Below are 26,200 nucleotides of genomic sequence, written 5' to 3'. Positions count from 1 at the left end.
GATAGTACTGCTCCAAAAATAAAAAAAACAGTGAGTTTAAACCCACTGTTTTTTTATTCTATAAAGGTAATTTTTTTAGATACCTAAATCCTTTTTTACATCTGCCATTAGATTTTTTCCATCAGCTAAGATAACTCCTGTTCCTGTTGTAGAATCCAACACATATTGAAATCCTTGTGCTCTTGCAACTTTTTGGATAGAAACACGTGCACTTTCATAGATAGGCTTTAACAGTTCAATTTCTTTCTTCTGAAGATCTTGTAATGCATTTTGTCTGTAATCACCAATGCTTTTCTCCGTAGCCTGAACTTCTTGTGCTCTTTTAGCATTTTCTTCTTCAGTTTTCGTAGGAGCTTCGGCCTGGTACTTTTTCATTGTATTTTGCAATTCCAAAACCATATTTCTGATTTCTGCTTCGTACGTTTTGTTTAGCTTTTCAATTTCGCTTTTGGCAGCTTTAAAAGCAGGCATTGCTTCCACAAGTTCCTGTGAAGCGATATGTGCCACTTTAGATTGTGCATTTACAAAGCTTGATGCTCCTAGGATGAATGCGCAAGCTACTAATAGGGTTCTAAACTTTTTCATTTCAAGTAATATTAAGTGTGTTATAAATTTAAAAATTAATTTCTTTAATTATCATCATTTTCATTAGTCTCACCATCTTCATTGTCAGAAGGCGTGTCGTCTTTCAGTTGTTCTCTAACTGCTTTTATTGAATCTTTCTTTCTTTTTTGAGCTTCTATAAGTTTGGCTCTTCTTTCTTCAAATTGTTTTTTCTTAGCAGCTCTGATCGAGTCTCTTGCAGCTTTTCTTTCCGCAAGTAATTGTTCTCTTTCAGATTGTTTAAGAGACGTTGTTCTCTCTCTGTCTGTTACTTCTTTTTCCTGATCAACATTTCTTTTTTCTGCACGTTCTAATGCCTTTTTCTCTTTTTTACTATTAACTTGCTTTCTTTTGGAAGCTCTATTAATTCGTAATAATATTTGATCACTTATATCGTATCTATCTGCAGAATATAACATTACTAGATCTGCAGACTTATCAAATATAAAATCATATTTTTTATTTTTTGCTACTTCCTGTACTGCAACAAAAACCTGATCCTGTACAGGTTGTACTAACCTCTTTTTTTGAAGAAATAAGTCACCATTAGGTCCAAATCTCTTTTGTTGATACTCTAAGATTTCTTTTTCTTTGAAGAAAATATCTTCCTCTCTTTCTTCAATAAGTTCTTTAGTAAGAAGAACACGTTCGTTATTGAGGTCTTTCCTCATTTGTTCTACTTCTTTTAATTCAGCTTCGATTTCCACTTTCCATTTTTGTACTTTGGTTTCCAGGTCAGCTGAAGCTTCATTATATTCAGGTACATTTTCTAAGATATAATCCATATCTATATATCCGACTCTTATACCTTTTTGAGCTTCTGCTGTGTTGGAGAAAGATAACCAAAGGATAGCGGCTAATACTAAAAGAACTTTTGTTTTCATGATCCTGTTTTGTTTATAGAAATAATCGTGCCAAAATTAAAATTGTTGTCCAATGATAAAGTGAGTCTCCCATCCATTATTTCCTGTCGTACCTGGAATTGGGTCAAAACCATACCCAAAATCAATACCCAGCAATCCAAAGGCTGGCATAAATATACGTAAACCAGCTCCAGCAGAACGATTTAATTGAAACGGATTGAATCCTCTAAAGCTATCATAAGATGCTCCACCTTCTAAAAACGTCAGCATGTAAATAGAAGCTGATGGTTTTAGAGTAATAGGATAACGAAGCTCTAACGAATATTTATTATAAATTGTTGCCCCATCTTCTACAAAATCTGGATCATTTGCTCTACTTAATGGTATTAGCGATTGGTTTGGATATCCTCTAAGTGCTACAACTTCTCTTCCGTCCAAGGCTGTTGCTCCTAATCCATCTCCTCCTAAGAAGAACCTTTCAAAAGGAATATTTCCTCGATCATTATTATAAGCTCCAAGAAAACCATACTCAGCTCTGGTTCTCAATACCAATGGTTGTTTTCCTATTTTGGCAAGAGTTGTATACCAAGTAGCATCAAATTTTATCTTGTAATATTCTAACCAATCAAATCGTTCTTGATCTATTTCACCTCTTTCAGTTGACAGATCAAGAAGTTCATCAGTACTTAATCCCGAGTTTGGATCATCTAATTGTCCTTGAATTTCTGATCTTCTTTCTGCTAATTCACTATAGTCGGTACCATCCCATATTGAATAGGGCAGAGAAAGTTTAGCAATAAGATTAAATTCTGATCCGGATGTTGGGAAAATAGGATTTACAGCTGTATTGTTTCTATTGATCCCTATAGTGTATGCAAGATTGTTAGATGCACCATCACCAAAGGTAAATAGTCTTGTGTTGTAGTTTTTAAGATTATAATGCTGTATACTTATTGCCTGAGATAAAGTAAAGTAGTTGTCAGGCCAATTTAATCTTTTTGCAATACCAATAGATCCACCAGTAATCAAAAACTTACTATCTCTATCTACATTACGAGTTTGACTATTAAATAAAAATTGGATTGTATGAGAAAAAGAGGTAGAAAGCTGAAATGGTCTTTTTCCACCAAGCCAAGGTTCGATGAATGATAAGCTATATGTTTGGAAGAATTGACTGGCTTGAGCTCTAACACGAAGCGTCTGACCATCTCCCATTGGTAAAGGACTATATGCTTCTTTATTGAAAATATTCCTGATCGAAAAGTTACTAAAGGCTAAACCTAAGGTTCCAACAAAACCTCCACCACCAAAACCACCTTGAAGCTCAATCTGACTCGCTCCTTTTTCAACAACAGGATAGTTGATGTCTATAGTTCCGGCTTGAGGATCAGCATTTTTAAATTGAGGTTCCAATTGCTCTGGATCAAAAAAGCCTAATTGACCTATTTCTCTAACCGTTCTTACAACTAAATCTTTACTATATACTTGACCTGGTTTAGTTCTTAAAATTCGATAAACAACATGATCATTAGTTTTATCATTACCAGTAACCGTAATATGATCAAAATGGACTAGTTTTCCTTCTCGGATTCTTATTTCAAAATCTATAGTGTCGTTTTTTACATTAGTTTCTACGGCATCAATGTTAGAAAATAAATATCCATTATTTTGATACAAGTTAGTAAGATCATTTGCATCCGGTTTAGTGTTGTCAGCAATCTGTTTTTCTAGAAGGACACCATTATATACATCTCCTTTTTTAATTACTAACTGTCTTGCTAGTTGGTTGTCTGTATAAACACTGTTTCCTAAGAAATTAATATCTCCAAAATAGTATTTATTACCTTCTTCTATTTGAAGATTTAGAGATACACTATTGTCATCTTCTACAATTAAAGAATCTGTAGTGATTCGAGCATCTCGATACCCTTTTTCTTTATATTTACTTACAATATTTTCTTTGTCTTCCTGATAATCATTCTTTATATATTTTGAACGTTTCCAAAATCTCCAGAATTTTTTTCGTTTAGTGTTTTTCATTGCTGATCTCACCTTACTGTCAGAAAATTGCTCGTTTCCGTTAATTCTAATATTATCCACTTTTACACGATCACCTTTGTCAATACGAACTAACATGTTAACCTTATTAGTTGGAACGGTATCCTTAATAGGGGTGGTGTTAATAATAACTTTAGTGTTAAGAAAACCGTCTTTACGATATTTATTGGTAATAAAGTTACGTGTTGTAGTAATAAGATTTTCAGTCACTTTTGTTCCTGGGTTAAGACTATTGTCTTTAATCAAATCTTCTGCTTTACGCTTTCTAACACCTTCTATACGAGCTTGGTTTAATTCTGGGACTTCTTGGATATTAATCTCAAGGTAGGCAGTATCTCCTTCAACTTTAGTAATATAAAAGTTTATATCACTAAATAATTCAAGGTCCCAAAGTTTCTTTATAACCTGACTTATACGATCGCCTGGTAATGAAATCCGTTCACCATTTTTAAGACCTGTAAAGGTTATAATAGTATTCTTACTATAAGTAGATATTCCAGTTACCTCTATATCTCCAATAATATACTCTTTTCCTCTAGTATCCGGTAAGTTTTGTGCCGAAAGTAATATTGTATTTAGTAAAAATGCAATAAATGTAAAATACGTAATTGGTAATTTTTTTGTCATCTTTTTAACTAAGCTGCTCACTAGTTTTTCCAAATCTTCTTTCTCTTTGTTGATAATTTAAAATGGCTTCAAATAAGTCTGTTCTTTTAAAATCAGGCCATAATATTTCAGTAAAATATAATTCTGCATACGCAATCTGCCATAATAAGAAATTACTAATACGTTGTTCTCCACTAGTTCGTATTAATAAATCTACATCTGGTAGCGTTTTGGTATACAAATGCTCATTAATGACTGCTTCATTTATAAGATGTGGCGAAAGTACATTATTTTTAACTTTATTGCTTATTTCTTGAATAGTTTTTATTAGCTCTTCTCGACTACCATAACTAAGAGCTAAGGAAAGTGTCATATGCTTGTTATCCTTAGTCTTTTCAATAACTTCTAGTAATTCCTTTCTCGCCTTTTCGGGTAGAGCTTGTAAGTTTCCGATGGCGTTTAGACGGATATTATTTTTTTGTAGTGTTTTTATTTCTTTTTTTAATGAGCTTACTAAAAGTCTCATTAAAGTTTCTATTTCTAACTTAGGTCTGTTCCAGTTTTCTGTAGAAAATGCATACAACGTAAGATACTTTATTCCTATATCTGCTGCTCCTTCTACAACTTCTCTAACGGCTTTTGTCCCATTTTCGTGACCAACAGCTCTAAAGAATCCTTTCTTTTTTGCCCATCTGCCATTACCATCCATAATGATGGCTACATGTTTTGGAATGTTAGAATTGAGTTGTTCTTTATTAATCATTTTTAGAATGCACAATAACATGGGATTCTACCCCATGTGTAGGATAATGTTATGCCGGTAAATACATACCAATCATTATTATCCAAGTTACCAAATCCTGTTCCAAACGCACTGTCTGGATCACTTCCGTCTAAATTATCAGTGAATGTATATCTTGCTCCAATTTCTGCACCTAATACCCAGTGGCGTGCAATAGTTTTCTTAACACCAACTACGATTGGTATAGCAACACTCCATTTTTCACTATAGGAACTAATTTGATTGCCATTGTTAGGGTCAATCGCTTTAGCACTATAATTGAAACCAGTCAGGCCTGTGTATAGATATGGGGTAAATTGTGGTTCACCATCATATAAATACCATTCCCAGAAGTTAAATTCTAACCCTGCAGATAACTCTTTTACAGAATTATTAAAGCTGTAACCTCTTTGTACCCTCCTGTCATCTCCTCTAGAATCATTTGATTTAAGGTTGGCATATAAGAAAGATGCTCTAAAAGCGTGTCTTTTACTTCGATTCCATTTTCCGATTGCTCCAATAGCAAAGGAATTAGGTGAAATATAGTACGTAGAACCTATATCTCCAATATAATTAGAACCACCAGCCATCAGTCCAACCTCATAGGTTTGTGAAGTGATAGATTGTCCAAAAAACAAAATTAATACAAAGGTTGCTAAGTATCTCATAGATTTTCAAAAGTTTGCAAATATAACAATTAACTTTAGTACACAAGAATTTGAGTAAAATAGTATGAATTAAAAAACACTTTTTAGTAGATTTTATTGTCTAATTACGTTTATCTTCACCCCAAAGCATTTTTTTTCGCAATGTTTTTAAGAAACTATCACCTTCTAAAACTACCATATTTATTTTAAAAGGAGCTTTTTTAATAACAACTGTAGCTTCATTAGGTAAAGTGTGTATTCTTGAATCTAGAGAAACTAAATAAGTGTCTTCTCTTCCTGAAACTTGTAACTTAATTTCTTTGTCATCGGGAATAACTAATGGTCTTGCATTAAGGTTATGAGGTGCAATAGGTGTAAGTACCATGCTTTCTGCATCAGGCATCATAACAGGACCGCCGCAACTTAAGGAATATCCTGTAGAACCAGTTGGAGAAGAGACAATGAGTCCATCCGCCCAATAAGAAGTCAGAAATTCATCATTAAGACTGGTGTGGACTGTTATCATCGAAGTGGTATTTCTTCTACTGACAGCAATTTCATTCATTGCAAAGTTTAGAACTCCGAATTCTTCTGTTGGAGGAACAGTATCTATTGTTACAATTGTTCTTGGAGAAATATGAAATTTCTTATCCAATATAAGGTTAATTGTATCTTTTATTTCTTCTTTTTGAATGGTTGCTAAAAAACCTAATCTTCCGGTATTTATTCCAGCAATTGGAATACCTAAGTCTCTTACGTAAGTAATCGTTTTTAGAATAGTTCCATCTCCACCAATGCTGAAAAAAAGATCGTATGAGTGGTCTAACTCCTCAAAAGTGCTAAAATGAGAATAACTTTTGTCAATATCATCGTGAAGGTTGATGAGCTCGAGAAAGTTTTTCTCAATGACTACCTCGATGTTATTTTTGTCCAGCGCTTCTAATAATTGTTGGATATATATTCCAGACTTTTCGTGATAGAACTGGCCGTAAATACCTATCTTCATTATGATTGGATTTGTTAGGTGTTAGTTGATGTTGTTTATTAAATATTAAGGTATTTTTCTAAATACTGAGATCTTTCTTTAAGATTGTTTAAAAATGAATCCTCTTGATGCTTAGAGACAATATTGTAACTGTACCTTCTAAAGGTCTGAACGATATTGTTTACATCACTGTCATTTATTTTTAACGTAATTTGAGTTACATCATTTTCCATGTTAGAGATAAAAAGACCAAGTAATTTAGCATTATTCGATTCTACGATTTGTGAAACTTCGCTAAAAGAATAATCTAAAACACCTTTTTCTACAATTAAAATATTACCTGGTTCACTTAGGAAAGGAGTTTCGTTAAAAAGATTCATAATATCTCTTAATTCAAAATACCCTTGATAGTTGTTGTCGTCGTCAAGAACAGGTAATATGTTAGAATGATTTTGAGCAAAGGATTCTAAAATATCTAACCAGTTGGTGTTAGTTCTAACAAAAAAACCTTCTAAAGCGTATAGATAGGATTCTAATACCTTTTCAGTTTCGAAACATCTAACATCTGCTTCTGATATACATCCTACATAAATACCATCCTTCAAAACCGGAAAGTGGGTGTAAGTGAGTTCATTAAATAATAATTGTGCGTCCGCAACCTTAGCGGCTGTGGACAGTGGATCTATTTCGTTTATTATATATAAGCTTGTCTTCATATTCCCGGGGCTTTTTATGCAAATTAATCAAAAATATGTAACCGACGCACTCTCAAGTTCGTATTTTTGCTTTTTATTAAAAGTTATATCAAAAACTATGACAAAATTAAGTGTTAATGTCAATAAAATAGCAACGCTACGCAATTCAAGAGGAGGTGATACACCAAATTTGCTTAAAGTGGCGGCTGATATTCAGAATTTTGGAGGAGAAGGAATCACTATTCATCCTCGACCTGATGAAAGACATATTAGGTATCAAGATGCTTATGATTTAAAACCAGTAGTTCATACGGAATATAATATAGAAGGAAATCCAATACCGGAATTTATTAACTTAGTGAACGAGATTAACCCAACTCAAGTAACTTTAGTTCCAGATGCGGTTGATGCTATTACTAGTGATGCAGGTTGGAATACTGTAAAACATAAGAGTTTTTTAAGCGAGGTGATTTCAGAGTTTAAAAAAAATAATATAAGGACTTCGGTTTTTGTGGATCCCATAAAAGAGATGGTTGAAGGGGCTAAAGAAATTGGTGCTGATCGAATAGAATTGTATACAGAATCTTTCGCATCAGAATACGCTAAAGGTAATTTAGATTCGGTTCTACCATATACGCAATGTGCTAAGTTAGCTTTGGATTTAGGGATAGGTATAAACGCAGGTCACGATCTTTCTCTCGATAATATTAAATTTTTTAAAGAAAATATTCCTGGATTGCTAGAGGTTTCTATTGGGCATGCGTTGATAAGTGAATCCCTGTATCTTGGATTGGAAAACGTCGTAAATATGTATTTGCACAAACTTAAATAATGAAAGCATGAGATTACACGCTAACGTCTTTGGGGAAGGAAGACCATTTTTGATTTTACATGGGTTTCTTGGTATGGGAGATAATTGGAAAACTCTTGCTAAGAAGATATCTGAATATGGGTATCAAATACATTTGATAGATCAAAGAAATCACGGTCGTAGCCCTCATAATGATCAATTTAGCTATAAACTTTTGGCTTCTGACTTGTTAGAATATTGTAATAGTAATAACCTGAAAGATATAATACTTTTAGGTCATTCCATGGGAGGTAAGACTGCTATGTTCTTTGCGGTTAATCATCCTGAGTTACTTGAGAAATTGATAATTGCTGATATTGGACCAAAATATTATCCATTACATCATCAAGATATTCTTGATGGACTTAGTTCTTTAGATTTTGATGTATTAAAAACTAGAGGAGAAGTCGATAAAGCTTTAAGTGTATATGTGCAGGATACAGGAGTGCGGATGTTTTTGATGAAAAACCTGTTTTGGAAGGAGAAGAGTGAACTTGGGTTGCGCATGAATTTGGATGGTTTGATACAAAATTCCTCAGAAATCGGAGTAGAATTTCCAGAAGATTCCGTTTATAAAGGAGAAACACTTTTTCTTAAAGGAGCGAAATCTAATTATATTTTGAACGAAGACGAGGTTCGGATTAAAAAGCAATTTTCCCAATCACGGATTAATGAAATTTCTAATGCAGGACATTGGTTGCACGCGGAAAATCCCGCCGAATTTTTAGCATCAGTATTAGAATTTATTAAAAATTAAACAAAAAATGCTATGTATGCATAATATTTTAATGATTTAGTTGGATAATTGGTATTTTCTGCTAAATTTGGAGCATTATTTTTTCAATATTCTTAAAAAAACAAAAACAATTCTAATTTATTATGAAAAAACTACTATTATTAGTTCTATTCGCCTTAGTGACTTTGGTCACCTATGCTGGTGGATATAGAGTTAGTGTGCAAGGGCAGAGAGCTATGGCTATGGGGCATACAGGTGTTGCTGTGGTAAATAGTGCGGAACTGGTATTCTTCAATCCTGCGGGTCTTGTATATTTAGAAAACAAATTAAATGTAAGTGCTGGTGTCAGTGGTATTTTTACTGATGTAATTTATCAGAACTCTGATCTCGGAATTTCTTCTGAGACAGATAGTTCTGTGGGGACACCGCTTAATTTGTACGGATCTTATAAAGTTAATGATTGGTTAGCTTTAGGGCTTGGGGTTTATACTCCTTATGGTAGTGAGGTGACTTGGCCAACTGACTGGGCAGGTTCTCACTTAGTAAATAATATTGAATTAGCTGCTATCTATATCCAACCAGTAGTTTCTATAAAACTTTCTGATCAGTTTAGTATTGGTGGTGGACCGATTTATGTTACAGGTTCTGTTAATTTTAATAGGAATGCGAACAGGACATTATCTGATATAGATGGTAATCGTTCTAATATTACAATTGATGATTCTGGCGTAAGTAACTGGGGATGGAGCATAAGTGCTATGTTTAATCCAACAGAAAACTTCAGATTAGGATTCAATTACCGTAGTGAGATTATTCTTGAAGCAGAGGGAGGAGAAGCAACTTTTAGTAATTTTCCTAATTCTCCTGCGACACCAGCAAACGGAACAACTACATTTGATGCAGAGCTACCTTTGCCGGCTGAATTATCTGTAGGACTTTCATATCAATTTCATAAGAAATGGTTGTTTGCGTTTGATTACAACAGACAATTTTGGGATGTATATGAATCTTTAGATATTCAATTTGGAACTGGGGCGACTTCATTAAACACACGTAACTACAAAAATTCTTCTGTATACCGTTTTGGATTACAGTATGATGCTACTTCTAAAATTTCTTTAAGAGCTGGGTATTATATTGACGAGTCTCCAGTACAATCTGGATTTTTTGCGCCAGAGACGCCGCGTAATGATTCTCAGGGATATACCGGTGGTATAAGTTTTGCAATTACTCCTAAGTTAGCAATTGATGCTTCCTTCTTCTATTTGAGATTCGAAGAAGTTAATGAATCATATGATTTTTATCAAGAAAATGGACAAAATGTACCTTTTCGTGGAACATATAAATCAAGCGCATTTGCGCCAGGACTTGGTTTAACTTATAAATTATAATTTGAAGATGAAAAAAAATATAAAATATTTAGCAATTCTGGCATTAGGTTTAGTAGCTTGTGAATCAGAATTTGATAATCCGATCGATGAAGCTGGAGTGTACTCTAGCGGTGAGGCTGACTTTTCTAATTTTGTTGCTTTAGGAAATTCTCTAACTGCAGGTTTTGCGGATGGAGCATTATATATAACAGGGCAGGAAAATTCATACCCTAATATATTATCTCAGCAATTCGCATTAGCTGGTGGAGGAGAATTTACGCAGCCTTTAATGGCTGATAATGTTGGTGGGTTTGCAGGTCAAACTGCTGCTTTTCCTCCTAGATTTGTTTTAGCTTTTGATGCAGAAGGTAATCCTGGTCCTGCAGTATATACCGGAGCAGCACCTTCTACAGATATTACAGCTAATTTAGGAGCTTCTTTCAACAATATGGGAGTTCCTGGAGCAAGAGTTTACCATTTAGGATTTCCCGGATATGGTGCTTTAAATCCATATTTTGGACGTTTTGCTAGTGAGCCTAATGCCACTGTGATTGGAGATGCAGTAGCGCAGAGTCCTACATTTTTTAGTTTATGGATAGGAAATAATGATATTTTAGGATACGCTACATCAGGTGGTGTAGGTGTAGATCATAATGTAACAGGTAATACAGATCCTAGTACATATTCTCCTATAGGTTTAGATATCACAAATAATGGTGTATTTGATAATACGTATAGAGCCTTGATTGGAGCTCTTGTGTCTACAGGTGCAAAAGGAGTAGTACTTAATTTACCTAATGTAACTACATTACCTTTCTTTACCACAGTGCCATTCGCTCCTCTAAGTCCATTAGACCCTAATTTTGGGCCGCAAATACCTACATTAAATGCTACTTATGGTCAATTAAATGGAGCATTTGCATTTTTGGGTGTTCCTGAAAGATCAATTCAATTTTCTACAACGGGAGCTAGTCCGGTTGTTGTAAGAGACGAATCATTGACGGATATATCAGCTCAACTAGTACAGGTTTTAACACCAGCTTTAGGTCCTGCACAAGCTGCAATTTTTGCAGCTCAATATGGACAAGCAAGACAGGCAACAGCTAATGATTTATTAGTTTTAACTAGTTCTGGTGTTATCGGTCAAGTAAATCAGGAGAGATTGGCAGAATTAATGAGTTTTGGTTTAACGCAAGCACAAGCGGGCCAATTATCAGTTAATGGTGTGACCTATCCGTTACAGGATCAATATGTATTAACTCCAGGTGAACAATCTTTAGTGGAGAACGCTCGTTTGTCATTTAACACTTCAATCGCTACTATTGCTTCAGAGAATGGTCTAGCTTTTTATAACGTTGCAAATGATTTAGCACAAGCTGCTAACGGTGGGATTCCATTTGATGGAGGGGTAATAACCTCTGATTTTGTTACTGGTGGTGGATTTTCTCTAGATGGAGTACATCCTACACCTAGAGCACATGCTTTAGTGACTAATGGTATTATTAATGCTATAGAGATTGCGTATGGAGCAACATTGCCTTCAGTAAATCCTGGGGATTATGGAACGGTTACATTAAGTAATGATGTAGGTGTGAACTAATATCAAGATTTTATAATATATTTTTAAAACCTGTTAAGAGATTAACAGGTTTTTTTATTGCTTTGTTTTTAGTTACTTTGATAATCAATCTAAACCTTTACTTATGAAATTCTTATTAAAAATGATTCTTAGCGCTGTTGCCGTTTTGGTATTAGCAGAAATTTTACCTGGAGCTAGTGTCGATAATTATGTAAGTGCTCTTATTGTGGCAGTTCTTTTGGCGATTCTTAATGCTATCGTTAAGCCTTTATTGGTTATATTAACCTTACCAGTAACTATCGTTACTTTAGGATTGTTTTTGTTAGTAATTAATGCAGCAATCATACTAATGGCCGATCATTTTGTTTCAGGTTTTAATGTTAATGGCTGGTTATGGGCGTTGATATTTAGTATTTTGCTATCTGTGTTTCAATCTATATTATACTCTATTTTAAAGAAAGATAAAAGCTAACTGTTTTTCAGGAAGTTAAAACTTTGTTGAGTTGTAAAAAAGTATTACTTTTGCAACCCGATTTTTAGTACAAAAAAGTAGAGATAATGAATATTTCAAAAGAGCAATTAGACGATTTAAATGCTGTAGTAACAGTAGATATTGCAAAAGCAGATTATAACGATAAGGTAGAGAACATTCTTAAAGATTATCGTAAGAACGCCAATATTCCTGGTTTTAGAAAAGGTCACGTTCCTATGGGATTGGTTAAAAAGCAATATGGAAAGGCAGTTTTAGTAGATGAAGTTAATAAACTACTACAAGATGCTCTTAATAAGTATCTGACAGAAGAAAAGCTTGATGTTTTAGGTAATCCATTGCCTAAAGAACAAGATAGCTTTGATTGGGATACTGATGATTATTCTTTTGAATTTGAGTTAGGTTTAGCACCAAAATTTGAAATTAAACTTAATGGTAAAAAAGCTATAACTAATTATAAGATTGTTGCTACTGATGAAATGATTGATAATCAAATCACAACTATCCAAAAGCAATATGGTAAGTTAGTGCCAAAAGAAACTGCTGAGAAAGACGATTTAATTAATGGTACTTTCTTAAATGAAGAAAAAGAAATAGAGAATCAAACAACTATTTCTTTAGATAAAATAAAAGGAAAAAGAAACTCAGATAAATTTATCGGTTCTAAAGTTGGAGATGTACTAACATTAAAAACTAAAGGATTATTTTCTGATGATAATGATTTGATGAATGCTTTAAAAGTTAGTCAGGAAGATGTTAAAGGTCTTGATGTCGAAGTAACTTTTACTATTTCTGAAATCAATAATCAGGAACTAGCTGATTTGGATCAAGACTTATTTGATAAATTATATGGTAAAGACGGTGTAAAATCCGTTACTGAACTTAAAGAAAAAATCAAAGAGGATGCTGCGCGTCAGTTTGTTCAACAATCCGATCAGCAGTTGCTTAATGACGTAACTGAAAGTGTTCTTGAGAACACTAAGTTTGATTTACCAGCAGAATTTTTGCAAAAATGGATTCAGACTACAGGTGAGCAGCCTTTGACAGAAGATCAAGCAAAGGATGAGTATGAGAAGAGTGAAAAAGGATTACGTTTCCAATTAATAGAAGGAAAAATAATCACTGATAACAATCTTCAGGTTACTTTTGAAGAATTAAAGGAATTTGCTAAAGATTTGATAAAAGGACAAATGGCTCAATTTGGTCAGATGTCACCAGAAGATAAAGAGCTAGAAGATATTGCAGCTAGAATTTTATCTAATCAAGATGAAGTGAAAAGAATTTCTGAACAATTAATGAGCCAGAAATTACTTGCCTACTATAAGGATAACGTTAAATTGAAAGAAAAAGAAGTGACTTTTGACGATTTTGTAAAAGAAGTTTACAAATAATCAACATACACTAATAAGGAATTTATACTTATATTTAGGGCGTTAAACCAAGATTGGATTAACGCCTTTTTTATAAAAATAAAATTTCAGAAAAAGAACATATGAATTACGGAAAAGAATTCGAAAAATACGCTACACAGCATCATGGTATTAATAGTAATTACTATGATAAAATTATCAGTAGTATGTATCCAACTGGGATGACTCCTAATATTATAGAAGAACGTCAAATGAACGTAGCCATTTTTGATGTATTTTCTCGTTTGATGATGGATCGTATTATCTTTTTGGGTACAGGTATCAATGATCAGGTAGCTAACATTATACAAGCACAGCTTTTGTTTTTGGAGAGTGTAGATTCTACAAAAGACATACAGATTTATATAAACTCTCCAGGAGGTAGTGTATACGCAGGTTTAGGTATTTATGATACTATGCAATTTATTAAACCTGATGTAGCAACAATATGTACTGGGATGGCGGCATCAATGGGAGCAGTATTATTATGTGCAGGTGAGAAAGGAAAACGTTCTGGTTTACCACATAGTAGAGTAATGATTCATCAACCACTTGGTGGTGCTCAAGGGCAAGCTAGTGATATAGAAATTACTGCTCGCGAAATATTGATACTAAAAGAAGAATTATATAATATCATAGCAAAACATTCGGGTCAGAGTTATGATAAAGTTTATGAAGATAGTGATAGAGATTATTGGATGAAAGCTGATAAGGCTCTTGAATATGGAATGATAGATGAAATACTTACAAGAGAATAATTTATAGTTAAATAATAATAGCAGATAAAGATCGTCTGCACCCCTAGAAATAAGTCTATCAATAAGTGAAATATAAGGTAGACGATTTTTGTTGAAATAGATAATTATGCCGAAAGAAGATTTAGAATGCTCGTTTTGTGGAAGAAAGAAGCCTGAGACTAATTTGCTAATTGCTGGGTTAGATGCGCATATATGTGACCGTTGTATCGTACAGGCTCATGGAATTGTTGTAGAAGAGGCTAGAGATGAGGAAACAGGAGAACTTAGCTCAGAATTAATGCTTCGTAAGCCTATGGCTATAAAGAAATTTCTGGATGAATATGTAATCGGACAGGAGTTTACTAAAAAAGTAATGTCTGTTGCTGTATATAATCATTACAAACGTTTATTACAGCCTACTACTGATGATGATATCGAAATACAAAAGAGTAATATCATTATGGTAGGGCAAACAGGAACTGGTAAAACTTTGATTGCAAAGACAATTGCAAAGATGCTTAATGTTCCCTTAGCTATAGTTGATGCTACGGTACTTACGGAAGCTGGGTACGTAGGAGAAGATGTAGAAAGTATTCTTACTCGCTTATTACAAGCGGCTGATTATAATCTCGAAAAAGCTCAAAGAGGTATTGTGTTTATTGATGAGATTGATAAAATTGCCCGTAAAAGTGATAATCCAAGTATTACAAGAGATGTCTCGGGAGAAGGAGTACAACAGGCCTTATTAAAGCTATTAGAAGGAACCGTAGTGAACGTTCCGCCAAAAGGTGGACGTAAGCATCCAGATCAAAAGTTTATTGAAGTAAATACCGAAAATATACTTTTCATAGCTGGAGGAGCTTTTGATGGTATCGAAAATGCGATACAAAAGCGTCTAAATATGCAAGCAATGGGCTTTAGTGCTTCTAAATCAGAGGATATCATTGAAAAAGACAATCTATTGCAATACATTATTCCTAAAGATTTGAAAGATTTTGGATTAATCCCGGAGATAATAGGTCGTCTTCCTGTGTTAACCCATATGAATCCATTGGATAACAATACACTGAGAGCTATTTTAACTGAGCCTAAAAATGCAATTATAAAGCAGTACAAAAAGCTTTTCGAAATGGATAATGTAGAGTTCACTATTACACCAGGAGCTTTAGATTATATAGTAGAAAGGGCTGTGGAGTATAAGTTGGGAGCAAGAGGATTGCGTTCTTTGTGTGAGGCAATTTTAACTGATGCAATGTATGAATTACCAGAGAGTGACGAAACTGAGTTTAGGGTAACAAAGGATTATGCTGAAAAGAAATTGAATAAAACTATAATAAATAAGCTCAAAGCAGTTTCATAACATAGATTCGTTATTATGAAAAATAAAAACTCCTTAAGTTGAAACTTAAGGAGTTTTCTATTTAAAAATACTTTCTTGTAATTATACAAAATTGCTGTTATTCTAAAATTTAGAACGAATCTGAGTTAATCTTTTTCGGAATATAATATTTCTTCTCTTTTCTTAGAGATGATTTCTTCCGTATTTCTTATTACTAAATCTTTACTGTTTTTAAGGTTTATTTTAAATCCATTTTTAGCGATCAATACTTCATAAAAAGCAACTTTAGAAGTTTCTCCGTAACAAACTTTGTTTACATCTGTTATCGTATTTTCAGGAGTAGATATAAACGAAGAAGATCCATTAGAAGCAGTCTTGCTTGTAGAAACATTTTCTTCTTTAATGTTATCATTAGCAATGGTAGTTGTTTTCTGTGCATTAATAGCTGTAGAACAGGAAATAAAAATAAGGCTGAGTAAAATATTTTTCATATTTGGGACGTTTGTTAAATCATAACTAACTGGTAACAAATTTAATACGAAAATAATGTGTGCGAAAGATATTTTTTGTTTTTTAGTTCAATCGTTTTTTTTAACCGATGAAATACTCAATTTTAACTAAAAAGTAAAACTTCTTACGTAATTTTTTTACGCGAAAACCATCGTTTTGAATATTGTAATGGGGAATTTTGCTATTTTTTAATATTGATTTATGCTTTTAGTCATTTAAAGTGAATATGAACCAATCTTGTTTAAGATAAGTAATTCATTCAGATATTTTCTGGAATTAGAGAGCCTAGGTATTTTATGTTGGCCTCCGAGTTTATCATTTTTTTTCAACCAATCATAAAATAAGTAAGGTCTAGCATTATTAATCTGTAGAATATTTAATGTGGTGCTGTTATGCCTTTTTGCTTCATAGTCGCTATTAATGTCCTGAAGGTTACGATCTAGAATATTGGCAAAATGATCAAGATTTTTCGGATGTTTTTTAAACTCAATCATCCACTCGTGAGCACCTTTTTCTTTTCCTTCCATAAAAATTGGAGCCACGGTATAATCGATGATTTCACTATCGGTTTCTTTTGTAGCTTTCCTAAGCGCTTCTTCAGCATTTTCAATAATAAGTTCTTCACCAAATACATTGATATGATGTTTTGTTCTTCCAGATACTTTTATTCTATAAGGATTAATAGAGGTAAAACGAACAGTATCACCAATTTTATATCTCCATAAACCAGCATTCGTAGTAATAATAACAGCATAATTTTTACCAATCTCTACATCACTTAGTGGGATAACTTTCTGATTTGCTTTTCCATAAGTATCCATAAGAATAAATTCATAAAAAATACCATAATCTAGCATTAGCAAAAGCTCCGATGATTCGTTTCGATCTTGGATTGCAAAAAAGCCTTCGGATGCATTGTAAATTTCGTAATATTGAAAAGAATTTCCCGGAAATATTTTTTTGTATTGATCAATATACGGCTCAAAACTTACTCCTCCGTGAAAGTATACTTCGATATTTTTCCATATTTCAAAAAGATTTTCTTGTCCTGTTGTTTCTAATACCTGATTTAATAGAACTAGCATCCAGGATGGGACTCCGGCAAGACTTGTAACATTTTCCAAGACAGTTTCGTTTACAATAGCCATCATTTTTGTTTCCCAATCACTCATTAAAGAAACCTCGTTACTTGGAGTAGAACTAAATTCTGCCCAAAACGGCATATTGTCAATGATAATTGCAGATAAATCACCAAATGAGGTGCCATTTTCTTTATATAATTCTTTACTTCCTCCTAGGCGTAAACTTTTTCCGGTGAAAAGTTTAGAATTTTCATTGTTATTGAGATACATGCATAAAAGATCTTTTCCAGCTGCATAATGGCAATCTTCTAGTGATTCTTGACTTACCGGAATAAATTTACTTTTAGCATTCGTAGTTCCACTAGATTTTGCAAACCACTTAATAGGTGTAGGCCAATATATATTATGTTCTCCCAATCTGCTACGTTCGATCATTTCTTCATAATCTTCATAAGAACGAATGGGAACGCGCTCTTTAAAGGTTTCATAACTATATATTGATGAGAAATCATAGGTCTTGCCAAACTCTGTGTTTTTGGCGGTCTCTAATAAAACATGTAACAACTCTAGCTGTACTTCATTAGGGTATTTTAGAAAAAGCTCCATTTGATGAAAACGCTTTTTTAGAAACCAGCTAGCGATAGAATTTACTAAAGGAATTGGCATTTTTTGATGTATCTTTGGGCCGTAATTAGCATTAATATGATTGTGTGGTTGACTTTTTTCGGAAACTAAAATAACAAAAATAATATCATTCTTTTTACAGATTAACTTATAACTGAACTTTTTATGCAATATCAAGGAGTATTAACCAAAATGCGAACTGAATTAGGGAGCCCAATTCAATACTATTTAGTGTTTGATTCTGATTTTATTCATATAAATCAATTACTGAATAAAACCCTTAGTATAAAATTTGTTGGTTATCAGTGTTTAGCTTGTGGCGAAAACAAAAAAATATATAGACAAGGATATTGTTATGATGATTTTTATAATCAGCCTCAGGTTGGGGATTGGGTAATGCGTCCTGAGCTAAGTAAAGCTCATTTGGATATCGAAGATCGGAATTTGGATTTTGAAAAACAAGCACAGCTTCAGCCGCATATCGTTTATTTAGCTAATTCAAGTAATATCAAGGTTGGTGTAACCCGAAAATCCCAAGTTCCTACTAGATGGATTGACCAAGGAGCTCACGAGGCTATTGAAATTGTAGAAACACCTAATCGATACCTTGCGGGTATCACTGAAGTAGCTTTAAAAGATCATGTAGCTGATAAAACGAATTGGCGAAAAATGCTCAAAAATGAAATTGAGGATAAAAATCTAACAACCTATAGAGATAAACTTAAAGAGTTTATTCCTGATGAAGTAAAAGAGTATTTCTTAGAAAACAATAAGGAAACCGAACTTGATTTTCCTGTATTAAAGTATCCAAGCAAATTAAAGAGCTTAAACCTAGAAAAAACACCCGAATATTCGGGTGTACTAAAAGGAATCAAAGGTCAATACTTAATTTTTGAGGATGATACTGTTTTTAATGTTAGGAATAATGAAGGATATGTAGTTCAGTTAACTATGATTTAATTAGTGTTTTCTTTTGATAGCACTTCAGTTCCATATAATTCACATTGCTCTATAGTTTCTTTAATATGATCCATAGTTGTTCTAGGATTGATTAAGCACATTCTTAATACTACTTGGCCTACAAGTACGGTGGTTACTAGTAGTGCTTCTCTAGAATTAATCATTTTTTCAGATATTTTCTGGTTTATGACATCAATCTCCTTTTCTGTAAAATTTTTATCGATAGGGTTATACCTGAAATTTATTACCGCTAAGGTTGCAGGCGATATGACTTCCCATTTAGAACTTTTTCTTAATAAACCTTCAGTTTGGTCAGCTAATTCGATATTATATTGAATTGCCTTTTTAAAAGAATCCAAACCAAATGTCTTCAGTGACATATAAAATTTTAATGCTCGGAACCGACGAGTTAATTGGATACCGTGGTCATAGAAGTTGATTTCGGATTCATTACCTTCCACGTCTCTTAGATATTCTGGTTTTTCGCTAAAGGTTCCACTAAGCCAATTATGATTTTTAACTAATAAACAACCCATTTCATAAGGCTGGAAAAACCATTTGTGAGGATCTACTGTTAGAGAATCTGCTTTTTCAATACCTTTTAATAATTCCTGTCCATTATTGGCTAGTATTGCTGCACCACCATAAGCTCCATCAATATGGAACCATAATTTTTCTTCGCTACAAATTTTTGCCATTTCATCTAATGGATCTACTGTTCCGGTATTTGTTGTACCGGCAGAGGCAATCAGGCAAAAAGGTTCTAATCCTTGAAGGCGATCCTTAGCAATTGCATTTTTTAATTTATTAAGAGATATTTTGAATTCGAGATCTGTAGGAATAACTCTTATTTGACTTTTTTTAAAGCCTATTACTTTAATCGCTTTTATATTAGAAGAGTGTGCTTGGTCTGATAAGTAAATTACTGCTTTAGAAAAATCATCTCCACATTTTATTCTTCTTGCCGTTACTAATGCAGTAAGGTTAGCCATGGATCCTCCGCTTGTAAAAATACCTCCTCCTTTTTTAGTGCCAAATCCAAAAATTTCTAATAACCAGTTCATCGTAAGTATTTCTAATTCTGCAGCTCCCGGTGATGCAGCCCAGCCTCCAGAGAAAATATTAAACCCAGTAGCAATGGTGTCCGCCATTGCACTAATATAATTACTTGGACCTGGTACGAAAGAAAATGATTTTGGGTGTGATACAATAGTGCTTTGTGGAATAATATTTTCCATTACAAAATTAAGAACTTCATTAGCTTCTGTTGGCTGATGTGGTATATCTTCTGTTAGCAAGTTATCCATTTCTGCCCTAGTAGCTATTGCTACTGGTTTTTTGGAGTCCTGAGTATCAAAATGTTCTACAATATGATCTATAATTGTATAGCCATATTGTTTCATTTCATCTTTAGATAACTCTAGTTTAGCGCTGAGGTCATTTTCTTTCATTGAGATCCTTTTACTTACTTTATTTGCAAAAATATGCGATTTCAAGCAGTATTTACTAGTATATATTTATTAAAAAGATGTATTCTCCTTTGGAACGAAACGATAAAAAAAATACCTAATGACGATACTTAATCAGAATATTGGTAAATACATAGCTATTAAGATTACTCGATATGTATAATAAGTTACTATTCTTCTATGGATACGATAGTTTGGAAATGTCTTCTAATTCCGACCATTCGTTTTTGCTATTCAGTATAGCTTTTACTTAGATAAGTATCAAATACGTAGAGAGAGATGTATTGAATGTTTTAAGAAAAATATATAACTAGGCTATTAGAAACTTTACTCCTTGAACAAAAGAAATGAGGATGAGTGCAACACCAATAATTTTAAATAATTTAGTTTTAGAATCATTAGATTTTTGAGCCATTTTCTTTCCCCATTGACTATATAAGTACAATGTGCCGATTTTACCAAGGTATATTCCCGAAAAGAAAAGAAATAGAGCAATCAGCGGAATATATAGTGTGAGTTCGAAAAGATGTTTGTTTGTCAAGGATATCGCTACTATCCAGTATATAATTACTGGAGGATTTAAAAATGCAAGAGAGAAACCAGTTATAAATTTAGATTTTCCCAATTTGATTTTAGGAGCTTTTACATTTGTGTCTTGTTTGTTTTTTCGTACTAAAAAATAAATACCGATTACTAAAAATATAGAAATAATTACTAATTGAATCCATCGGTTATTTTCGAAAAAACCTGTGAGCTCCATACTACAATGTAGAGCAAAAAAGGCCAATAATACTTCTCCTATACCAGCTGCTAGTGCAATACGTAATGCTTTTCTAGTATTTTCTTTAATTGTTGTGTTAATTACAGCAATGTTAACTGCTCCCAGAGGCAAGGCACCAGCTACCGAAGTTAAAATCCCCAAGATAAGATAGAATGCGATCATAGAGCTTTAGTAGTAATTCTATAGCTTCCCTTACATTTATTAAGAGGATTGCTTCGAATTAAAAAGAAGCCATAATATAAAAATTATCGCTTCTTTTCGGGATGTATAATAGTTGTAGTTTGTGTATTAAAAACTTCTAGTAATTCCGATTCTCATTTTTTTAATAATTTCTTCATAGTAAAGAATCGTTAATATAATTTTTTCTGTGTCTGCATAGGGAATAAGTTCTTCAATAGAAGTTTGCGCAGTGCCTATAGCCTCCTTAGTGGCTTCAGTACTTTTTTTAAGAGATTTTATATTACCAGAATCTTCTTTAATTCCTAAATCGCCTAATCTAACTCCAGGTTCATTGGTTAGAGATAAAAATGGGAGAACGGTTACAATTTCGCGTACTCGATCTTGATATAATTTGATGAGTTCACCTTTTTTTAAATTTTCCAGATCACCAATTGTATGGAATTTGGTAATTTGATCTTTTTTGACAAAAAAAATGGCCTCATCTTTTTCCTGAGCGTTTGCATATTGGAAAATCAGAAAAAAGATGACACCTATTAATAATTTTGATTTAAGCATAATTTAAACTAACGTATTAAAATTCATTTGATGGATTTAGGGCATCCGGGACAAAAAAAAGTATTGTTGTTTTATTATTAAAAGAAGGCAGTGCTTATTGCATTACCATATAATTGTTCATTGCTTTCTTAAGCTGAAATTTTGGGGCTATTTTACTTGTAGGGTCTTCAAAAAGCTTATCTACGCTTACAAAATCTTTAGTGAACCTATTATACTTTAAAACGTTCATTACACCATTATTTGGTTTATAGCTAACTTCTACACCTTCTCCGTGAATATTAAAAAAACTATTATCCATTTTAAAAGCTCTTTCAAGAACTGCTAGAGATGTATAAGAATCATCGAATTTTACCACATTTAAAAAACCAGATATTTTGGAGTTGTGTAAATACACGAGAGCCGAGTTGGTTGCCGAAATAGCTGAAGATGTATGTATGTAATTGGAATTGTTAGAAAGATTTACAAAAGTAGAATTAGTAATCGTTACGTCTGTAATAGCGTTTGGTTTCAAATATCCTGAGCTTTTATTATAACCGTCAATTTCTATTGCATACGATCCTTTTGGGCTATTAATATATGGATGACGTATAGCCATTAAATAATCCAGATCTCCTTTAAAACCTTCACAAATTTGAAAATCATCATCTTCCGCTTTGTATGAAAGCATATTTCTCATATTATTATTTCCTCCTGTCCAATTAAATGAATCCTGACCTGAGTAACTAACCATAATATGATCTATTATTGAGGCTGTACCTATTCCAAATAGAGATAATCCATTAGAGTTTTCTATTCTTTTTGATTTATTACCTGGAAATTCTATTCGGACATATCTTAAAACTGCAGTTTGTTCATCTTGATTACTTCCTCCGTATACAGAATACTGAGGGTTGAAATTTCCTTTGATAACACCATTACCAGATACTGAGTTTACTTTCCCAGAACCAGCTATTATTATTCCACCCCAATCTCCACTTGCTCTTGATTTAGGAGCTTTATTAGATGTGAAAACAATAGGGTAGGCTTCTGATCCAACAGCAATCAATTTAGACCCTCGCGCAATAATAAGATTTGCTGGATTTTCATGATCACCTCTAATTATAGTTCCTTCCTGAATTGTTAGTATGGCATTACTGGTAACATATACATCTCCAGAAAGTAAATACACTGTATCATTACTTAAATAAGTGTCTTCTACTATTATATTAGGTAGTTTTTCATCCGCTTCGGGATAATTTGTAACATTAGGAGTAAAGTTGGTCCAGCCTTTTATCCATTTACTACCGTTTCCATTAAAATCTTGTGCATATGAATTTAGAACAGTAAAAATAAGTAGGATACAAGTAGTCAAGGCGCATCTTAGTTTCATAAAAGTTTTGTTTTGGGGTTATAAATTTAGAAGAAAATTCTTTCTTCTTATTTTAGGATCACTAAGTTAAGGTACTTTTGGAAGAGTAGGTTACGTGTTTTCCGTAAAATATGTACGTTTGTCGTTTTTTTTAAATAAATTAATAAAACTTTAAGAGTATAATTCCTACTTGACGTGAATTTATGTTACTGATTATCAGTAATTTATTAATTGTTTATCTATTTCACTAAAAGTATAAACAAAAATATATTTAGCCTTTAATTTTTTTTATATTAAAAAAACACATTTTTTTAATAATCTGTATATCAGTTATTTGTGTTTTTTATTTTTTTTGGTTTTATTAGAAGTTTCAATGTTTTTTGTAAAAATTTCGTCTTTAAAAAATCAGAAAACGCGAAGAAAGAGAGTTGTACAACAGTTTTTTGTGTATTTAGTCGATTTTATTTTTTTAATTATTAGTTGTTAAAATGAAGATTTAAATGTTTCCTTCTTTACCTAATCGCATCTTTTTAATCATTTCTTCAAAATACAATACTGCCCAGACGATTTTATCTGTATCAGAGTAAGGAATCAGTTCCTTTATAGTGTTTGTTGTATAAACAAATGCCCTATCCGCTATTTCATTATTTTTTTCTACTATTTTAATTTTATCAGAATCTTCCTTAATACCTACATCACTAAGACTGATACCTGGTTTATTGGTTAAGGATAAATAAGGTAGAACTACAAAAATTTCTCTAGCACGTTCTAGATATAGTTCTATTAATGCTCCTTTATTAAGATCTTGTAATTCATCTATAGTATGAAATCTGTTAATCAGTTTGTTGTTATCAAAAAAAACTCCCTTTCTCTTTGTTTGTCCGCTTGTGCTATTAATTGCAAGTATTAATAGAAATAAAGTAATGAATTTTTTCATTATATTAGTTTTTAATGGAAGTATAATTTATTGAACTACCATATAGTTGTTTAATGAATTTTTTAGTGTAAAATCTGGATTGCCTTTGTCCAAAGGGTTGCTGAAAATCTCTTGAGGTTGTTGAAAAGCTTTAGTAAATCGGTTGTATTTAAGTAGGTTAAATGTATCACCGGTTATATTATGATGAGTAATAACACCTTCACTATGTACATTAAAAAAACTGTTATCAAGTTTAAAAGCCGTTTCTATCATTTTAAGAGTTGAGAAAGATTTATCTAATTTAACTACATCAGAAAATCCGGATATATTCGAGTCATTTAAATATAATTCACCAAGGTTGTTTATGGATATTGCTGCTCTGGAATGATGATAATTATTTTCATTCACTAAAGTGATCAGTGTTGCGCCTGTGATATCAATACTAGAAAGTGTTTTAGAATTCTTAAATCCTAAGTTTTTGTTATACCCGTCTACTTCTATTGCATAGGATCCATTGTTGCTTGTGATATAAGGATGTTTAATGGCAAGAATGTTTATAAGCTCACCTCTATATCCTTGTGTGAAGTCAAAATCATCATCATTAGATTTAAAAGAAATAAGATTTTTAGCTTTAGATGCTCCTCCATGCCATTCAAAGGAATCATCTGCAGAATAGCTTACCATAATGTTTTCTACTATAGACTGATTCCCTAGCGAGTATAAAGAAAGCCCATTTGTAGATTTTCCTGCATATTCAATTCTAACATATCTTAAAATTGTAGTTTCCTCCTCAATATTATTACCGCCAAATATACTGTATAATGGATTGAATTTTCCTTTTATAGTACCTTCTCCTTCTATAGTGTTTGCTTTACCTGATCCTATAATAGTAATTCCACCCCAATCACCACTTTTTCTAGAGTTTCGGGATTTGTTAGATGTAAATACAATTGGCAGTGCCTTGCTGCCATCAGCAATTAACTTAGCTCCCTTAGTAATAATTAGATTTGTAGACTTTTCTGTATCTGCTTTTATAAGAGTTCCCTCTTGTATTGTCAATGTAGCATTGTTAGTTACATACACGTCTCCAGATAAAAGATAAACAATATCACTTCTTAGATAAGTGTCCTTGTCTATAATTTCGGGTAATTCTTTATCGTGGATAAGATAATTAGTTTTGTTTGGTTCGAAATTGGTCCAATCTCTGGTCCACTTCATATTATTAGGATTAAAATCATTTTGGGATAATCCCGAAATTGAAATTGTAACAAATAAAAATATGCTTAACAGTTCTCTTTTTTTCATAACTTCATTTTTTAGTCTCCCACTTTGTTAAACCACATTGGGCTATTCATTCAAAAAATCAAAATTTGTTTGTTAGTGTTCTATTTAGTTCGGTGAAATAGGATGAAGATTACATGAAAAATGACTTATTAACATTTTTTTTGTAAAAGTTGAAATATTAGTAGAGTACAAGAAGTTACTCTTTATTTGTGTTTGAGTTGGTTTTTTTTAAGGAGATAAGCTTATGTAATAGCAAAAAAAAACAGCCACATGTGGCTGTTTTTATGAATTCATTAATGCGAGTTTTAGAAATTCCCATTCACCCCTATTCGGATTTTTTTAATCATTTCTTCGTAGTAGAGAATAGACCATACTATTTTTTCTGTATCTGCATAAGGTATAAACTCGGTTATTAAATTATCAGTACTCTCAAATGCATCTGTAGTTGTTTCGTGATGTTTATTTAAGAGTTTTAGGTTGTCAGAGTTTTCCTTAATTCCAATATCAGAAAGACTTACACCTGCTTCATTAGTAAGCGCGATATAGGGTAGTACAGTAATAATTTCGTTTGCTCGTTCTATGTATAATTTAACAAGTTCTCCTTTTTTTAAATCTTCTAATTCATCAATAGTATGAAATTTAGTAATTAAAGTACTTTGATCAAAAAAGATATTCTTTTTAGATTGAGCAAAGCCTGTAGCGGTTAAAAAAAGAGCTAAAAATAGGGTAATTGATTTCATTAT

At 32.6% G+C, this 26,200-nt stretch carries 25 protein-coding genes; 9 read left to right on the top strand and 16 right to left on the bottom strand.

Annotation, left to right across the window (positions count from 1 at the left end; all coding sequences use genetic code 11):
- Positions 1-75: 75 nt before the first annotated feature.
- The 7 genes from Q0921_RS08845 to Q0921_RS08815 all read right to left on the bottom strand — a co-directional run bounded on the left by Q0921_RS08845 (position 76) and on the right by Q0921_RS08815 (position 7,259).
- A complete protein-coding gene (locus tag Q0921_RS08845) occupies positions 76-585 on the bottom strand; it encodes an OmpH family outer membrane protein (protein ID WP_299255953.1) in 510 nt (169 codons plus the stop codon).
- Between the two features lie 44 nt (positions 586-629).
- Positions 630-1,487, bottom strand: coding sequence for an OmpH family outer membrane protein (locus Q0921_RS08840; protein WP_299255952.1), 858 nt, complete (start codon positions 1,485-1,487; stop codon positions 630-632).
- A 36-nt stretch (positions 1,488-1,523) separates the two neighbouring features.
- A complete protein-coding gene (locus Q0921_RS08835) occupies positions 1,524-4,151 on the bottom strand; it encodes a POTRA domain-containing protein (protein ID WP_299255951.1) in 2,628 nt (875 codons plus the stop codon).
- A 4-nt stretch (positions 4,152-4,155) separates the two neighbouring features.
- Positions 4,156-4,893: an isoprenyl transferase gene (locus Q0921_RS08830; RefSeq protein ID WP_299255950.1), complete on the bottom strand. Its 738-nt coding sequence runs from the start codon at positions 4,891-4,893 to the stop codon at positions 4,156-4,158.
- 2 nt (positions 4,894-4,895) lie between these two features.
- The gene (locus tag Q0921_RS08825) at positions 4,896-5,579 is read right to left on the bottom strand and encodes a DUF6089 family protein (RefSeq protein ID WP_299255949.1); all 684 of its coding nucleotides are present in this window, start codon (positions 5,577-5,579) and stop codon (positions 4,896-4,898) included.
- A 100-nt stretch (positions 5,580-5,679) separates the two neighbouring features.
- A complete protein-coding gene (locus tag Q0921_RS08820) occupies positions 5,680-6,564 on the bottom strand; it encodes an NAD kinase (RefSeq protein ID WP_299219680.1) in 885 nt (294 codons plus the stop codon).
- A gap of 38 nt (positions 6,565-6,602) precedes the next feature.
- Positions 6,603-7,259 carry a CBS domain-containing protein gene (locus tag Q0921_RS08815; protein WP_299255948.1) on the bottom strand — a complete coding sequence of 219 codons (657 nt, stop codon included), beginning with the start codon at positions 7,257-7,259 and terminating at the stop codon, positions 6,603-6,605.
- 97 nt (positions 7,260-7,356) lie between these two features.
- Between Q0921_RS08815 and Q0921_RS08810 the strand changes: the two genes are divergently transcribed.
- The 8 genes from Q0921_RS08810 to clpX all read left to right on the top strand — a co-directional run bounded on the left by Q0921_RS08810 (position 7,357) and on the right by clpX (position 15,769).
- Positions 7,357-8,070, top strand: a complete 714-nt coding sequence (locus Q0921_RS08810) for a pyridoxine 5'-phosphate synthase (RefSeq protein WP_299255947.1) — start codon at positions 7,357-7,359, stop codon at positions 8,068-8,070.
- A 7-nt stretch (positions 8,071-8,077) separates the two neighbouring features.
- Positions 8,078-8,845, top strand: coding sequence for an alpha/beta fold hydrolase (locus Q0921_RS08805; RefSeq protein WP_299255946.1), 768 nt, complete (start codon positions 8,078-8,080; stop codon positions 8,843-8,845).
- Positions 8,846-8,967: 122 nt separating this feature from the next.
- Positions 8,968-10,215 (top strand): OmpP1/FadL family transporter, encoded by a 1,248-nt coding sequence (locus Q0921_RS08800; RefSeq protein ID WP_299255945.1) that lies wholly within the window; start codon positions 8,968-8,970, stop codon positions 10,213-10,215.
- Between the two features lie 7 nt (positions 10,216-10,222).
- Positions 10,223-11,794 (top strand): G-D-S-L family lipolytic protein, encoded by a 1,572-nt coding sequence (locus Q0921_RS08795; RefSeq protein ID WP_299255944.1) that lies wholly within the window; start codon positions 10,223-10,225, stop codon positions 11,792-11,794.
- Between the two features lie 103 nt (positions 11,795-11,897).
- Positions 11,898-12,245 carry a phage holin family protein gene (locus tag Q0921_RS08790; protein WP_299255943.1) on the top strand — a complete coding sequence of 116 codons (348 nt, stop codon included), beginning with the start codon at positions 11,898-11,900 and terminating at the stop codon, positions 12,243-12,245.
- Positions 12,246-12,331: 86 nt separating this feature from the next.
- Positions 12,332-13,654 (top strand): trigger factor, encoded by a 1,323-nt coding sequence (gene tig / locus Q0921_RS08785; protein ID WP_299255942.1) that lies wholly within the window; start codon positions 12,332-12,334, stop codon positions 13,652-13,654.
- 101 nt (positions 13,655-13,755) lie between these two features.
- Positions 13,756-14,430 carry an ATP-dependent Clp endopeptidase proteolytic subunit ClpP gene (gene clpP, locus Q0921_RS08780; RefSeq protein ID WP_299255941.1) on the top strand — a complete coding sequence of 225 codons (675 nt, stop codon included), beginning with the start codon at positions 13,756-13,758 and terminating at the stop codon, positions 14,428-14,430.
- A gap of 106 nt (positions 14,431-14,536) precedes the next feature.
- Positions 14,537-15,769 (top strand): ATP-dependent Clp protease ATP-binding subunit ClpX, encoded by a 1,233-nt coding sequence (clpX, locus tag Q0921_RS08775; protein ID WP_299255940.1) that lies wholly within the window; start codon positions 14,537-14,539, stop codon positions 15,767-15,769.
- Between the two features lie 125 nt (positions 15,770-15,894).
- Here the strand turns inward: clpX and Q0921_RS08770 are convergent, their stop codons facing one another.
- Together Q0921_RS08770 and Q0921_RS08765 are read right to left on the bottom strand one after the other, a co-directional pair.
- On the bottom strand, positions 15,895-16,239 hold the full coding sequence (locus tag Q0921_RS08770; protein ID WP_299255939.1) for a hypothetical protein: 345 nt from the start codon (positions 16,237-16,239) through the stop codon (positions 15,895-15,897).
- A 234-nt stretch (positions 16,240-16,473) separates the two neighbouring features.
- A complete protein-coding gene (locus Q0921_RS08765; RefSeq protein ID WP_299256139.1) occupies positions 16,474-18,006 on the bottom strand; it encodes a GH3 auxin-responsive promoter family protein in 1,533 nt (510 codons plus the stop codon).
- A 123-nt stretch (positions 18,007-18,129) separates the two neighbouring features.
- Here Q0921_RS08765 and Q0921_RS08760 point away from each other — a divergent pair, with 123 nt between their 5' ends.
- Complete coding sequence (locus Q0921_RS08760; protein WP_299255938.1) at positions 18,130-18,924, top strand: DUF2797 domain-containing protein; 795 nt, start codon at positions 18,130-18,132, stop codon at positions 18,922-18,924.
- Here Q0921_RS08760 and Q0921_RS08755 read toward each other — a convergent pair.
- The 7 genes from Q0921_RS08755 to Q0921_RS08725 all read right to left on the bottom strand — a co-directional run bounded on the left by Q0921_RS08755 (position 18,921) and on the right by Q0921_RS08725 (position 26,197).
- The gene (locus tag Q0921_RS08755) at positions 18,921-20,375 is read right to left on the bottom strand and encodes an aminotransferase class V-fold PLP-dependent enzyme (protein WP_299255937.1); all 1,455 of its coding nucleotides are present in this window, start codon (positions 20,373-20,375) and stop codon (positions 18,921-18,923) included. The two genes, Q0921_RS08760 and Q0921_RS08755, sit on opposite strands and share 4 nt — an antisense overlap.
- Positions 20,376-20,703: 328 nt before the next feature.
- On the bottom strand, positions 20,704-21,336 hold the full coding sequence (locus Q0921_RS08750; protein WP_299255936.1) for a LysE family transporter: 633 nt from the start codon (positions 21,334-21,336) through the stop codon (positions 20,704-20,706).
- 126 nt (positions 21,337-21,462) lie between these two features.
- Entirely contained in the window at positions 21,463-21,909 is a 447-nt protein-coding gene (locus tag Q0921_RS08745; RefSeq protein WP_299255935.1) for a hypothetical protein, read from the bottom strand.
- 94 nt (positions 21,910-22,003) lie between these two features.
- A complete protein-coding gene (locus Q0921_RS08740; RefSeq protein ID WP_299255934.1) occupies positions 22,004-23,278 on the bottom strand; it encodes a hypothetical protein in 1,275 nt (424 codons plus the stop codon).
- A 475-nt stretch (positions 23,279-23,753) separates the two neighbouring features.
- Positions 23,754-24,194, bottom strand: a complete 441-nt coding sequence (locus Q0921_RS08735; RefSeq protein ID WP_299255933.1) for a hypothetical protein — start codon at positions 24,192-24,194, stop codon at positions 23,754-23,756.
- Between the two features lie 27 nt (positions 24,195-24,221).
- Positions 24,222-25,478, bottom strand: a complete 1,257-nt coding sequence (locus Q0921_RS08730) for a hypothetical protein (protein WP_299255932.1) — start codon at positions 25,476-25,478, stop codon at positions 24,222-24,224.
- Positions 25,479-25,762: 284 nt separating this feature from the next.
- Positions 25,763-26,197: a hypothetical protein gene (locus Q0921_RS08725; RefSeq protein ID WP_299255931.1), complete on the bottom strand. Its 435-nt coding sequence runs from the start codon at positions 26,195-26,197 to the stop codon at positions 25,763-25,765.
- Positions 26,198-26,200 lie beyond the last annotated feature (3 nt).

Origin of the sequence: uncultured Aquimarina sp. (assembly GCF_947496855.1) — a bacterium.
Lineage (GTDB): Bacteria > Bacteroidota > Bacteroidia > Flavobacteriales > Flavobacteriaceae > Aquimarina.
The sequence above is the reverse complement of the archived record's forward strand: the minus strand, read 5'-3'. Positions and strand labels throughout refer to the sequence as shown.